The 12,522-nt window shown below is 67.4% G+C and carries 12 protein-coding genes and 1 pseudogene; 7 read left to right on the top strand and 6 right to left on the bottom strand.

The features are described 5' to 3' along the window. Positions 1 to 8: 8 nt before the first annotated feature. Positions 9 to 1,199, bottom strand: coding sequence for a serine hydrolase domain-containing protein (locus tag ABL838_RS23110; RefSeq protein ID WP_418122099.1), 1,191 nt, complete (start codon positions 1,197 to 1,199; stop codon positions 9 to 11). Continuing rightward, a complete protein-coding gene (locus ABL838_RS23105) occupies positions 1,196 to 1,549 on the bottom strand; it encodes a winged helix-turn-helix transcriptional regulator (protein WP_184641175.1) in 354 nt (117 codons plus the stop codon). Before ABL838_RS23105 ends, ABL838_RS23110 begins: the two co-directional genes overlap by 4 nt. Positions 1,550 to 1,674: 125 nt before the next feature. Here ABL838_RS23105 and ABL838_RS23100 point away from each other — a divergent pair, with 125 nt between their 5' ends. Continuing rightward, the gene (locus tag ABL838_RS23100) at positions 1,675 to 2,577 is read left to right on the top strand and encodes an NAD(P)-dependent oxidoreductase (protein WP_418122098.1); all 903 of its coding nucleotides are present in this window, start codon (positions 1,675 to 1,677) and stop codon (positions 2,575 to 2,577) included. Position 2,578: 1 nt separating this feature from the next. On the opposite strand, the gene ABL838_RS23095 is transcribed toward ABL838_RS23100, so the two are convergent. Next, positions 2,579 to 3,652 carry an alpha/beta fold hydrolase gene (locus tag ABL838_RS23095; protein WP_418122097.1) on the bottom strand — a complete coding sequence of 358 codons (1,074 nt, stop codon included), beginning with the start codon at positions 3,650 to 3,652 and terminating at the stop codon, positions 2,579 to 2,581. A gap of 231 nt (positions 3,653 to 3,883) precedes the next feature. Between ABL838_RS23095 and ABL838_RS23090 the strand changes: the two genes are divergently transcribed. From ABL838_RS23090 to lpxO, 3 genes are all read left to right on the top strand, one after another. After that, on the top strand, positions 3,884 to 4,567 hold the full coding sequence (locus tag ABL838_RS23090; protein WP_184641178.1) for a response regulator: 684 nt from the start codon (positions 3,884 to 3,886) through the stop codon (positions 4,565 to 4,567). Next, positions 4,564 to 5,991 carry a sensor histidine kinase gene (locus ABL838_RS23085; RefSeq protein ID WP_418122095.1) on the top strand — a complete coding sequence of 476 codons (1,428 nt, stop codon included), beginning with the start codon at positions 4,564 to 4,566 and terminating at the stop codon, positions 5,989 to 5,991. The genes ABL838_RS23090 and ABL838_RS23085 overlap by 4 nt, the downstream gene beginning before the upstream one ends. Before the next feature lie 111 nt (positions 5,992 to 6,102). Continuing rightward, entirely contained in the window at positions 6,103 to 6,999 is an 897-nt protein-coding gene (gene lpxO, locus ABL838_RS23080; RefSeq protein ID WP_126023442.1) for a lipid A hydroxylase LpxO, read from the top strand. 4 nt (positions 7,000 to 7,003) lie between these two features. On the opposite strand, the gene ABL838_RS23075 is transcribed toward lpxO, so the two are convergent. Next, entirely contained in the window at positions 7,004 to 7,702 is a 699-nt protein-coding gene (locus tag ABL838_RS23075) for a phosphatase PAP2 family protein (RefSeq protein WP_418122093.1), read from the bottom strand. A 126-nt stretch (positions 7,703 to 7,828) separates the two neighbouring features. On the opposite strand from ABL838_RS23075, the gene ABL838_RS23070 reads away from it, so the two are divergent. From ABL838_RS23070 to ABL838_RS23060, 3 genes are read left to right on the top strand one after another with little or no spacing between them, the layout of a single operon-like run. After that, positions 7,829 to 8,512, top strand: a complete 684-nt coding sequence (locus ABL838_RS23070; RefSeq protein WP_369661207.1) for a response regulator — start codon at positions 7,829 to 7,831, stop codon at positions 8,510 to 8,512. Positions 8,513 to 8,519: 7 nt separating this feature from the next. Next, positions 8,520 to 9,872 (top strand): sensor histidine kinase, encoded by a 1,353-nt coding sequence (locus ABL838_RS23065; RefSeq protein WP_418122091.1) that lies wholly within the window; start codon positions 8,520 to 8,522, stop codon positions 9,870 to 9,872. Positions 9,873 to 9,885: 13 nt separating this feature from the next. Beyond that, positions 9,886 to 10,107, top strand: coding sequence for an oxidoreductase-like domain-containing protein (locus ABL838_RS23060; protein ID WP_184641181.1), 222 nt, complete (start codon positions 9,886 to 9,888; stop codon positions 10,105 to 10,107). 7 nt (positions 10,108 to 10,114) lie between these two features. Here ABL838_RS23060 and ABL838_RS23055 read toward each other — a convergent pair whose 3' ends face one another. Then, positions 10,115 to 11,512, bottom strand: coding sequence for a class II fumarate hydratase (locus tag ABL838_RS23055; RefSeq protein WP_418122089.1), 1,398 nt, complete (start codon positions 11,510 to 11,512; stop codon positions 10,115 to 10,117). Between the two features lie 5 nt (positions 11,513 to 11,517). Beyond that, positions 11,518 to 12,503, bottom strand: a pseudogene (locus ABL838_RS23050) (tripartite tricarboxylate transporter substrate binding protein BugD). Between the last annotated feature and the right edge of the window lie 19 nt (positions 12,504 to 12,522).

Below are 12,522 nucleotides of genomic sequence, written 5' to 3'. Positions count from 1 at the left end.
CCTTCCGGTCACTGCAGCGTGCGATAAGTGCGCACCGCGCGCAGCAGCGCCCACAGGCCGGCCTCCGCCGGCACCTTCTTCTCGTTGAACGCGACGGCGATGTACACGTCGTCGGCCGGCACATAGGCCACGATGCTCGTGAAGCCTTCGATGCCGCCGCTGTGGCCGAGCATCAGGCCGGGGCCGTCGGGCACGTCGTAGAACTGCACGCCCATGCCGTAGAACGAGTTGCTGCCCGCGTAGGGCCCGATCATCGCGGGCATGCCGGTGAACATGCGATGCACCGACTGGCCGGGCAGCACCTTGCCCGCGAGCAGGGCGTGCCAGAACACCGCGAGGTCGCCGGCCGTCGATGCCAGCGCGCCGGCGGCGTAGGGCGTGGCGTACTGGTCGGGTGCATCGACTGGCCGCCCGGACGCGTGACCTGTGGCGACCGGCAACTCGACGCCCGGCTTGCGCATGACCGTGTGGCTCAGCGCCAGCGGCTTGATGAGGCGCTTCGAAAGAACCTCCGAGAACGGGGCGCCGTCTACCTTCTCGACGATCACGCCGAGCATCGCGTAGCCGGTGTTGGTATAGCTCCAGTTCGCGCCGGGGCAGAACTGCGGCTTCTGCGCAGTGCCGAGCGCGATGACTTCGGCGGGCGTGCGGTAGGCTGTGCCCAGCGAGGGCAACGCGTTGAAGCTCACGAGGCCACTGGTGTGGCGCAGCAGCTGCTCGATGGTGGTGAGCTTGGCGTTCGGCGCGTCGGGAAACCATTTGTCGATGGTGTCGTCGAGCTTCAGCTTTCCTTCTTCGACCAGTTGCAGCACGACAGCGGCCGTCAGCGTCTTGGCGGTGCTCGCGACCTGGAAGGGCTGGTCGGGCACCACGGGCTGCGGCGGCTCCTTGCGAGCGAGCCCGCGCGTGGCGGACCAGGTGCCTTCACCGGGAATCGCGACAGCAACGCTGGCGGCGGGCACGTGCTGCAGCATCTTGTCGAGCGCGTCGCCGAGCGCCTTCCGAAGCGGGGCGGGCAGTTCGCCGTCGATGGAGCGCTTGAAGTCCTTCTGCCAGACCGCCTCGGGCGCGGAGCGCATCGGTGGGCCGGCCCAGGAGGGCGAGGGTGTGCACGCCGTCTGCGCCATGCCCGGCGAAGCATGCAGGGCGGCGCACAGCAAGAGCAGCGCGGCCGCGGTCTTCGCCCGTGTCGTCGTCACTTCGCGGCCTCGGCCCGCGTGCGCGCGGCTTCCACGCGCCTGGCATAGCGGTCGCCCCAGTCGGCCAGCGGCGCGAGCGCGGCATTGAGCGTGGCGCCAAGCTTCGTTTCCGAGTACTCCACGCGCGGCGGCACTTCGTGAAATACCTCGCGGTGGACGATGCCGTCGGTTTCCATCTCGCGCAGCTGCTGGATCAGCATCTTCTCGCTGATGTCCGGCAGCGCCCGCTTCAGCTCGCCGAAGCGCAGGGGCTGCACATGCAGCTCCCACAGGATCACCGCCTTCCACTTGCCGCCGATGACGTCGAAGGCCGGGCCGATGCCGCAGTTGTAGGGTTTCCTGGATTTCATCTTCATCCCCATCAGTAGGTAATACATACATTTTGGTAAGTACCTCACTTAATTGTAGGTACTTGACCATATCGGAGCTCAATTTCTACGATACGTCCGTCTTCACAACCATCAAGCGAATCGTCATGAGCAGCAAGAGCTGCGGCATCAAGGAAGTCAGCGTCCTGGGCCTGGGCGCCATGGGCGCAGCCATCGCGCAGATCTACCTGGACCAGGGCTACAAGGTCACGGTGTGGAACCGAAGCGCCGACAAGGCCGGCGCGCTGGTCGCCAAGGGCGCGGTGCTGGCGCGCAGCGCGAGCGAGGCCGTGCGCGCTGCGCGTGTGGTCGTGATGTGCGTCTACGACTACCGCGCCGCCGAGGCCATCCTCGCGATGGACGGCGTGGCCGCCGCCATGGACGGCCGCCTGCTTGTGCAGCTGACCACCGGCAGCCCGCAGGACGCGCGAGATGCCCATGCATGGGCGCACAAGCACGGCGCCGCGTACGTCGAAGGCGCCATCCAGGCCGCGCCCGACCAGATGGGCCGGCCCGACACGCCGCTGCTGGTATCGGGCGCGCGCCCTGCGTACGACGAGGCGCGGCCGTGGCTGGAGGCGCTGGCCGGCGGCATCGTCTACCTCGGCGAGGCCGCGAGCGCGGCGGCCGCCATGGACCTCGCCACGCTCTCCACCATCTACGGCACGATGCTCGGCTTCATCCACGGCGCGCGCATTGCCGAGCACGAAGGCTTCGACGTGGCCGAATACGGCCGCATCGTCGCGGGCATCATGCCGACCTTCGCCGGCTTTCTTCAGCACGAAGGCTCCGTCATCCAGTCGGGCGACTTCGCCATTTCGCAGAGCCCGATGCGCATCTCGGTCGAGGCGACGAAACGCATATTGGAGACGGCGCAAACCTCGGGCATCGATACCGAGTTTCCGGCCTTCGCGGCGGGCATCTTCCGGCGAGCGGACGAGGCCGGCCTGGGTGGCGAGGAACTCGCGGCGCTGATCAAGCTGCTGCGCGTGAAGGGCGTGCAGGCATAGCTCAGGCCCATGTCATGAACTGGATCGCACGCAGCACTTCGGCTTCGCGCTCCATGATGAAGTCGCCGTGGTTGGCGTGGTCCAGGGTCAGGCGATTGGACGTGTCGAGCGCTGCCACGAGCTGGTTCGAATTCGTGATGGACGCGCGGCGAAAGATGCGCAGGTAGTCGGCAGCGTCTTTCTGCGTCTTCGCATCCAGCGGCAATTCCAGCCATGGGAACATGTCGCGGTTGTCGGAAGGCAGCGCAGTCACGACAAGCGACGGCGCGCGTATGGCCTTGTAGTCGGGCGAATAGGAACGGGAAGCAGCGTGCATGGCGGTCTCCACTTCATCAGGGGTGTTGAGGCTCACGCTGCCATCGCCATGGATGTCTACCGCATCGCGCAGGTTCGCCTCCAGCGGAGGCCACCAGTTCTTCGAGTTGCGCCGGAAGAAAGCAATGGCAGCCTGCAGCGAGCGGCCGTCATTCAGCGTCGGCCTGGGCTCGTCGAGCAGCGGGTTCTCTGGAATCTTCTCTCCGCCGCTGTCGCCTTCGACGGTGTAGTCGAAGGTTGTGTCGAGATAGATCAGGCCCTGCGTCCGGCCGGGGTAAAGGCCCGCGAAGCGGGTGAGTTCGTTGCCCGCAATCGAGTGGCCTCCCAGCACCACGCGTTGCACGCCCAGCGCATCGAGCACCGCCTTCAGGTCGGCAACCAGCGTATCCACCTCATAGAACTGCGTGACGGTCTTCACCGGCATCGGCTTGTCCGAAAGACCGTAGCCGCGCCGGCTGATCGCGATCACGCGCGACCTGGCGGCCAGCGCGGGAGCGAGACTGTCGAAGTAGCGCGCATTGCCGCCGAGTCCTGCCAGCAGCACGATGACAGGCCCTGTGCTGCTGCCGGGCGGCTGCCAGTCGCGCACCTGCAGCGAGACTTCGGGTGTGGCCGACACCTTTACCCGGCGGTCGATGACCGTGGGCTTGCCGCCACCGCCGGTGCCGACGCCGCCAACCTCTACGCCGCCATGACCATGCCCGCCGCCACCGCAGGCCGCGAGGCTCGCAAGGCCGGCCAGGCCAATGGCATGGAGCACGTCCCGGCGCCGTGGGCAGTAGCGGTCCGCTCGGGCAGTATGTGCCGGCAGGGAGGGCAATCGATTCACTTGGGTGTTCCGTTTCCGTGTGCAGGGGATGGCTCCAGTGTCCCGGCCGCACCTGAAGAGCTGCTTCGGCATTCATGAAGATTTCCTGAAGTACCGCCTTGGCGCCTGGCAGATACTTCCGCCACATTCCGGAAGCGGAGTGTTCAGTTCACGTGGAGGCTCATGAATCTCTTGCTTGTTGAGGACGACCTTGACCTCGGCAATGGCGTGCGCATCGCGCTGGCCAATCAAGGCATGGATGTGGTGTGGGTCCGCAGACTCGACGACGCCCTGCGCACGCTCGAGGGCGGCACTTTCGACATGGTGCTGCTCGACCTCGGCCTGCCCGACGGCGACGGGCTCGACCTGCTGTTCCGCCTGCGCCGCGACCGCCAGATATTGCCGGTGCTGGTGCTCAGCGCGCGCGACGCGCTCAACGACCGGCTGCGCAGCCTGGACGACGGCGCCGACGATTACCTGGTCAAGCCCTTCGCGCTGGCCGAGTTGCTGTCGCGCGTTCGTGCGCTCGCGCGCCGCAGCTACGGCTTCAACGACGAGACCATCCGCATGCGCGGCCTGGCGCTGCACGAGCCCACGCGCGGCGTGATCGTCGACGGCGAGCCGGTCGAGCTCTCGCGCTGCGAGTTCGACCTGCTGGCGCTCCTGCTCAAGCGCACCGGCCGCGTGGTCACGCGCCGCGTGATGGAAGAGCAGGTACTGCCCGGTGGCCAGGCCAACGGCAGCAATTCGCTCGAGGTGCACATCTCCAACCTGCGCAAGAAGATCGGCCAGGGCTATATCCGCACGGTGCGTGGCATCGGCTACGTGATCGACGTGCAATCGCTGGCGCGGAGCACGCAGAAATGATTCAGGCGCTGGCGCAGCGCTGGAAGAACTGGAAACAACCTTCCCTGATGCGGCGCCTGCTGCTTGCGCAGATGGGCGTGGTCGCCCTGCTGTGGACCATGGCCATCGCGCTTCTGCTGTACGACTCCTACGAAGACCCCGAGCTGCTGAAGTTCGAGAAGATCTTCCAGACGGTGATTTCCATCGCCAAGAACACCGCCGACCGGCCCGACAAGCAGCAGGAGACGCTCGCCGCCTTCGACGCCGCGCTGCTCGAAACCATCGGCGACGGCGACGCGGCCTCCGACACCTCGCCCGTCATGCAGGTGTGGCAGGGCGACAGACTGGTCTACCGCTCGACGGCGGCCGTGCCCGTCATCCTCAACACCGCGCCGAACCTCATCGAGACCGTGAAGGCGGGCAACCGCGAATGGCGCGCGCGCACGATCGCCTCGCCCGACTCCGACATCCGCGTGATGCTGGCGGAGCCCAGCGTCTGGCGGCTCACCGTCACCGTGATGTATCGGGGCTACTACCTGCTGCCGCTGGTCATCAGCCTGCCTTTCCTGGTGTTTCCCGCGTGGCTTTCGGTGCGCCTCGCGCTGCGGCCCTGGCGCCGCGTGAGCCAGGAGACCGCCGAGCGCGGGCCGGCCGACCTCACGCCGCTGTCGTACACCCCGCCGCACAAGGAGCTGCAGCCGCTGGTGCAGAGCATCAACAGCCTGCTGCAGCGGGTGCGCGACAGCACATCGCGCGAGCGCAGCCTGATCGCAGACGCCGCGCACGAGCTGCGGACGCCGCTGGCCGCGATGCGCGTGAACGTGGAGGCACTGAAGGAGCAGAGCACCGACGAGCACCAGCGCGAGCTCATGGGCAACCTGCTGCGCAGCAACGACCGCGCGGCGCGCCTGGTGGGGCAGCTGCTGCAGCTGATGCGCAGCGACGCGGTCTCGGACAACACCCTGCCGGTGATGCTTTCGCTCGACGCGCTGGTGCAGGACCGGCTGGCCATGATCGAGAGCCTGGCCAGCTCGCGCAACATCGAGCTGGAGCTGGTGTGCGAAGACCGCGTGCCGGTGCTCGGCGAGCGCGAGAGCCTGGTTTCGATGATCGACAACCTCATCAACAACGCCATCAAGTACAGCCCGCCCGACGGCACGGTGGTCGTGCATGTGTCGCGCGACGGCGCGCAGGCCCTGCTGACGGTGGCGGACCAGGGCCCCGGCGTGCCGGCCGCGCTGCGCGAGCGGGTGTTCGACCGTTTCTTCCGCAACCCCGACCAGAGCCAGAGCGGCAGCGGGCTGGGGCTGGCCATCGTCAAGTCGGTGGTCGACCGCCACGGCGGCGAAGTGACGCTGGGCGAAACCGCGAGCGGCGGCCTGCTGGCCACCGTGCGGCTGCCGCTGGCCATGGCCGACGCGCCGCAACCCATGCTGTGCAGCTGAAACCTTCCCCGGTGCATGGCCGAAAGGGGCCGAAGGGCATAAAGGGCGTGGTCAGCCCCGAATTGGGGCGAGGAATTACACTACCCGGCGCTGTTTACAGGACACTTTCCCATGAAGTGGGTCATTCTTGCCATCTTCGCGCTCAGCGCGCTCTACGTTCATTTCCGCGGCCAGGTACGGCATCGTTTCTTCAGGCAGCTCTCTGATCACTCGACCTTCCTGGCGCCGCTGAACGTCTTCATGTACCTTTTCTCGAAGGTGCCGGGTACGCCCTACCTGTCGCCTGCCGAGTTCCCCGAGATGCGCGTGCTCGAGGAAAACTGGGAAGTGATCCGCGAGGAAGCGCTGGCCATGCGCAACGGCGGCAGCATCAAGGCGTCGAGCCAGTTCAACGACGTGGGCTTCAACTCCTTCTTCAAGAGCGGCTGGAAGCGCTTCTACCTGAAGTGGTACGACGATGCGCACCCCTCGGCCGCCGTGCTGTGCCCGCGCACCACCGAGTTGCTGAAGGGCATCGGCACCATCAAGGCCGCCATGTTCGCCGAGCTGCCACCAGGCAGCCGCCTCGTGCGCCACCGCGATCCCTTCGCCGGTTCGCTGCGCTACCACCTGGGCCTGTGGACGCCGGGCGTCGAGGGCTGCTACATCGACGTGGACGGCCAGCGCTACCACTGGCGCGACGGCGAGGCGGTGGTGTTCGACGAGACCTACATCCACTACGCCGAGAACACGACCGACCACGACCGCGTGATCCTGTTCTGCGACATCGAGCGCCCCCTGAAGTACCGATGGGCCAGCGCGGTGAACCGCTGGTTCGCGAAGAACCTGCTGGCCGCGGCCGCATCGCCCAACGATGCCGGCGACAAGACCGGCGGCATCAACCGCGCGTTCAAGTACATCTACCAGATCCGCGTGGTCGGCAAGCGCCTGAAGGCCTGGGACAAGCGGGTGTACTACCTCGTGAAGTGGGCCATCTTCGGCGGCCTGGCGCTCTGGATCTTCTGGTAAGGGCTCAGGCCTCGTTCCATGCCAGCCGGGCGCGCGCGGTGCCTGCCCGGCTCACGACGGCCGCCAGCAGCGTGCCGCCGAGCACGTCGAGCAGCACATGCTGGCGCGTCGCCAGAGTCGAATAGACGATTCCCAGGGCCCACAGCACATTGAGCACGCGCACCCAGGCCGGCGCGCGCACCTCGCGAAGCTGACGCTGCAGCAGGACCGCGGTGAACACAGCGAAGGCCACGTGCAACGACGGGAAGGCATTGCCGCCCGCGTCGGCGTTCTTGAGGAACATCAGCGACGGGTATTGCGCCCAGTCGACCGCGAATGCCGGCACCGTCGTCGGAAAGAACCAGAAGACCACCAGGCCCATGCCCGCCATCAGTGCGGCATCGCGCGCACAGGCGCGCAACTCGGCCCAGTCCTTGGCGAAGGCGGACGGCAGCGAGATGTAGAACCACAGCGAGCCGTACAGGAGCATCGCCTCGTCGCTCACGTCCACCCAGTGGTCGAGCGCGGTGAGCGGCATCACGGTGGGCGGCGTCGGCGGGTTGTGCATCACCCAGAAGTAGAGGGCGAAGAAGCCCGTGATGCCCGCCGTGGTGCCGATCATCTTCGCCACCCAGTGCGTGGCGATGCGACGGCCCACTGCCCCGTACCAGGGTGTAGGACACGAGGAGGGGAAGGGTGAGGAGGGCGCGGCGCGACGGGTCATCGGCGTTGCAGCTTATGCAACTGCATTGCGTGAACATTGCGCCGGTTGCAGAAAAGGCCTCTCCTAGAATGGCCGGCCCTGGCCTCTGCCAGGCCTTTCACTGGTCTCCCTTTTCTACGTACTCCCATGCGAATCCTGCTCGTCGAAGACGAAGTCGATCTGGCTCAAGCCCTGGCCTCGGCGCTGCGGCAGAACCAGGCGGTGGTCGACGTGGCGGGCTCGCTGCGCGAAGCCGAAGACGCGGCGCTGTCGGCGCAGCACGACGTGATCGTGCTCGACCGTGGCCTGCCCGACGGCGACGGCCTCTCGCTGGTGGCCTTCCTGCGCCAGAACGACATTCCCGCCGCCGTGCTGGTACTCACAGCCATGACCGACGTGGCGGAGCGCGTGCTGAGCCTCGACGGCGGCGCGGACGACTATCTCGCCAAGCCCTTCTCCATGGACGAGCTCATGGCGCGCGTGCGTGCGTTGGCGCGGCGCCCTGCGGTGCGTGCGAACCTCGTCATGACGCTGGGGCAGCTGCGCTTCGACCATCACACGCGGCAGGCCCATGTCGGCGAAGAGTGCCTCACCCTGCCGCGCCGTGAGCTGCTGGTGCTGGAAGCGCTGCTGGAGCATCGTGGACGCACCGTGCTGCGCGAGGCCATGCAGGACCGCGTGTACGGCCATGCGGACGACATCCAGTCGAACGCGCTCGACACGCACGTGTCTCGCCTGCGCTCCAAGCTCGACAAGGCCGGCGCGCAGGTCGAGATCCATGCCATCCGCGGCGTGGGCTACCTGATCTGCGCGGCCCGCCCGGCGGCATGACGGTTGCATGAGACAAGGCCTGCTCTCGCTGCGCTGGCAGCTCATCTGGAGCCTGATCCTGCTGCAGGTGGTGGTCGGCACGCTGGTGATGGGCGGCTTTCTCGGCCTGGCCTGGGTGCTGGGCCGCGTGGTCGACGAGACCGGGCAGGAGACCATCACGGCCATCCAGCGCGCGCTGGTGCGCGGCCCCGACGGAAAACTGGCGATCGAGCCCACGCCGGAGGTTCAGCGCCTGCGGGAGGCCGATCCTCCTTTCTGGTTCATCGCGCGCGACAGCCATGGCGCGGAGTTGCGCAACGGCGACGTGCCGCCCAGCTACGCCAGGCTCTTCGATTCGCTCGACGGCATGGAGCGCATGGCCATCAACCCCGAGAGCGACAACACCCGGCCCAAGGCTCGTTTCGATCGCGTGGAAACGCGCGCGGGCCTGGTGGCTGTGATGACGCAGACGGGCAGCCCCCTGACCGTGAAGAACACGCTCAAGGGCACCGCCATCGCCTTCCTTTTCCTGGTGGCGCCGATGGCGCTGGTGACCTGCCTCGGCGTGATCCTGGCCACGCCCTTCGTCGTGAAGCGCGGCCTCAAGGGCGTGGTGGCCACGGCCGAGCATGCCGAGAGCATCGACGTGCACGAACGCACCACGCGGCTGCCGCTGGCCAACGTGGCCAGCGAGATTCGCCCGCTGGTCAACGCCGTGAACCGCGCCTTCGACCGCCTCAACGAAGGCTACGACCGGCAGGAGCGCTTCCTGGCCGACGCCGCGCACGAGCTGCGCACGCCCATTACCACGCTGCAGATCCATCTCGAAGGCCTGCAGGACGGCCCGCTCAAAGTGAAGCTTTTGCAGGCCTCGGCGCGGCTCGCGACGCTGGCCGAGCAGTTGCTCGACCTGCAGCGACTGGACCACGTCGCGGTGCAAGACCGCCAGCAGGTCGACCTGAAGGCGCTGTGCGAACGCGTGGCGGGCGACATCGCGCCGCTGGCCATCATGAACCGCTGCACGCTGTCGGTGGAAGCGCCGAAGCCACTGTGGGTGCGCGGCGACGCGCCCTCGCTGGAGCGGGCGCTGAGCAACCTGATCCAGAACGCCATCGAGCACGGCGGGCAGGGCTGCGACATCCAGGTGCGGCTGTGGGAGCCCTCGGGCTTCGAGGTGCTCGACTCCGGCCCCGGCATTCCCGAGGCCGATCGCGAGCGCGTGGTGGCGCCATTCCACCGGCTGGTGCCGCGCGGGCGTGGCGCGGGGCTGGGCCTGCATCTGGTGGCCGAGGTCGCGCGCCTGCACGGCGGGCAGCTCACGATCGGGTCCAGCGAATCGGGTGGAGCGAAGATGCGGCTCGAACTGGACCTGCTGGCCTGAAGATTCCTGCATCATGAACCCCATCGACCAGCTTCCCGAACCCACCAACCTCGCCGGCGCACAGGCGCTGATCGTGCGCGTGCAGGCGCTGCTCGACGCCCAAGGCATCATGCTGCGCCCACCGCCGCCCGAGCCCACCACCTGCTGCGGCCGCGGCTGCAACGGCTGCGTGTGGGAGGGGTGGCTGGCTGCGGTGAACTATTGGCGGGACGAGGCTTCGCTGTTGCTGGCCTGAGGCGCAGTCAGCTTCCGCCCTTCGCCATGCGGATCGGGTCGACCAGCCGGTCGTAGGCCTCGGCATCCAGGTAGCCGAGCGCAATGGCAGCCTCCCGCGGTGGGATGCGCCGCTCCACCGCAGTGCGCGTGATGCGTGCCACCTTGTCGTAGCCGAGCACCGGGTTTAGCGCGGTCACGGAAAGCAGCGCGTTGCCCAGGTTCGATTCGAGCCGCTCGCGATCGACGTCGAGGCCTGCCACCAGCTTGTTGGCGAAGACGAGCGAGCTGTCCGACAGTATGCGGATCGACTGCAGCACGTTGTGGATCAGCACCGGCTTGGCCACGTTGAGTTCGAAGCTGCCCGATGCGCCGGCCATCGTCACCGTCACGTGGTTTCCGGCGACCTGCATGGCGGCCTGGGCGACCACCTCCGCGATGGTCGGGTTGCGCTTGCCGGGCATGATCGAGGAGGTCAGCCCGTCGTCCGGTATCACCAGCTCGCCGATGCCGCAGCGCGGGCCCGACCCCATCCAGCGGATGTCGTTGGCGATCTTCATCAGCGACGTGGCGATCACGTTCAATGCGCCCGACAGTTCCACCAGCGCGTCGTGGCCCGATATGCCCTCGAACTTGCACGGATGGGGCGCGAACGGCAGGCCGGTGAGCCTGCCGATTTCCTCGCAGAAAAACGTGTCGAAGTTCTCCGGCGCATTGAGCCCCGTTCCCGCCGCCGTGCCACCCTGGGCGAGCAGCAGCAGCCGTGGCAAGGCATCCTGCAGCCGCGAAATTCCGCTGGACACCTGCCATGCGAATGCCTCGAATGCCTGGCCCATCGTCATCGGCACGGCGTCCATCAGGTGCGTGCGGGCTACCTTCGCGACACCGGCAAACGCACGAGCCCGGTCCTCCAGGGCCTCCTTCAGGATGATGAGGGCGGGAATCAACCGCTTCGTCAGCTCTGTCGCGGCGGCGATGTGCATCACCGTCGGAAAGCTGTCGTTCGATGACTGCGATGCGTTCACATGGTCGTTCGGATGCACCGGCGACTTCGTGCCCAGCGGCTGGCCGAGCAGTTCGTTGGCCCGGTTCGCGATCACCTCGTTGGCATTCATGTTCGTCTGCGTGCCCGAGCCGGTCTGCCAGATCGTGAGCGGGAAGTGATCGTCGAACAGGCCGCGAGACACTTCCCCGGCCGCGGCGGCGATGGTCCCGGCCAGCGCCGCTTCGAGTGCGCCGCAGCGCGCGTTGGCTCTCGCGGCCGCGATCTTCTGCAGACCGAACGCGTGCAGCAGGCAGGCGGCAAAGCGCTCCGTTCCCACTTCGAACACGCCGGCCGCGCGCTGCGTCTGAGCGCCCCAATATCTGCCCGCGGGAATTTCGACCGGACCGAACGCGTCGTGCTCGATGCGGGTGACGGCTGTCATGCGGGTCAGTCCAGGGCGATGTTGGCCTTGGCCGCTACCGCCCTCCAGCGCGCCACTTCTGCCTCGGTGTGCTTGCCGAGTGCAGCGCCGGTGTACTGCTCGGCCGGCAGCATCTGGATCGCCTGCTCGGCGAGGCGGTCGGTGAAGGTCTTGTCGCTCATCACCTTCAGGTACGCTGCACCTTGTCGAGCACCGCCTGCGGCGTTCCCTTGGGCGAGTAGATGCCGTACCAGGTCGATGCCTCGAAGCCGGGCAGCACCGTCTCGCCCAGCGTCGGCACGTCCTTCAGCTGCGGCAGCCGCACCTTCGAGGTCACGGCCAGCGCGCGCACCTTCGCTTCCTTGATCTGCGGCAGGGCGGTGTTGGTCTGGTCGAAGATGCCGTCGACCTGTCCGCCGATCACGTCGATCAGCGCCGGGCCGGCCCCCTTGTACGGAACCTGCGAGATCCTGATGCCGGCCGAGGCGGCGAACAGCGCCGCGATCAGGTGCGAGCTGGAGCCCACGCCGGCATTGCTGATGAAGAGCTTGTCGGGATTGGCCTTGCCGAAGTCGACTAGCGCCTTGATGTCCTTCGCCGGGTGCTCCTTGCGCACCATCAGCACCAGCGGCGTGTCCGGAAAGCGGAAGACCGGAGCGAAGTCCTTGACCGGGTCGTAGGCGAGCTTCTTGTACAGCGCCGGCGCGGCGCCCATGTAGCCCATGTGTCCGACCAGCATGGTGTAGCCGTCGGGCACCGCGCGCGATGCCTTCGCGGCGCCCACGGTGCCGCCGGCACCGGGTGCGTTATCGATCACGATGGGCTGGCCCAGTTCGCGTGCCACCCTTTCAGCGATGGCTCGCGCGAGTGCGTCGGTGGGGCCTCCCGCCGCGAAGGGAACGATCCAGGTCACGGGCCGTGACGGGTAGGTCTGCGCGCTCACGCCGTGCGCCGCGGCTGCGAAGCTCATGGCCAGCAGCGCGCGGGCGGCCAGCTTCCTGATGTCGATCATCTGTCTTGTCTCCTCGGGT

Source organism: Variovorax sp. 160MFSha2.1 (genome assembly GCF_048305075.1).
In the GTDB taxonomy this organism is placed as follows: domain Bacteria; phylum Pseudomonadota; class Gammaproteobacteria; order Burkholderiales; family Burkholderiaceae_C; genus Variovorax; species Variovorax guangxiensis.
The sequence above is the reverse complement of the archived record's forward strand: the minus strand, read 5'-3'. Positions and strand labels throughout refer to the sequence as shown.

Excerpts from the sequence above, each read along its gene's own strand:
- ABL838_RS23105 (WP_184641175.1), bottom strand. The coding sequence starts at position 1,549 with ATGAAATCCAGGAAACCCTACAACTGCGGCATCGGCCCGGCCTTCGAC.
- ABL838_RS23100 (WP_418122098.1), top strand. The coding sequence starts at position 1,675 with ATGAGCAGCAAGAGCTGCGGCATCAAGGAAGTCAGCGTCCTGGGCCTG.
- ABL838_RS23090 (WP_184641178.1), top strand. The coding sequence starts at position 3,884 with ATGAATCTCTTGCTTGTTGAGGACGACCTTGACCTCGGCAATGGCGTG.
- ABL838_RS23085 (WP_418122095.1), top strand. The coding sequence starts at position 4,564 with ATGATTCAGGCGCTGGCGCAGCGCTGGAAGAACTGGAAACAACCTTCC.
- lpxO (WP_126023442.1), top strand. The coding sequence starts at position 6,103 with ATGAAGTGGGTCATTCTTGCCATCTTCGCGCTCAGCGCGCTCTACGTT.
- ABL838_RS23075 (WP_418122093.1), bottom strand. The coding sequence starts at position 7,702 with ATGACCCGTCGCGCCGCGCCCTCCTCACCCTTCCCCTCCTCGTGTCCT.
- ABL838_RS23070 (WP_369661207.1), top strand. The coding sequence starts at position 7,829 with ATGCGAATCCTGCTCGTCGAAGACGAAGTCGATCTGGCTCAAGCCCTG.
- ABL838_RS23065 (WP_418122091.1), top strand. The coding sequence starts at position 8,520 with ATGAGACAAGGCCTGCTCTCGCTGCGCTGGCAGCTCATCTGGAGCCTG.
- ABL838_RS23060 (WP_184641181.1), top strand. The coding sequence starts at position 9,886 with ATGAACCCCATCGACCAGCTTCCCGAACCCACCAACCTCGCCGGCGCA.
- ABL838_RS23055 (WP_418122089.1), bottom strand. The coding sequence starts at position 11,512 with ATGACAGCCGTCACCCGCATCGAGCACGACGCGTTCGGTCCGGTCGAA.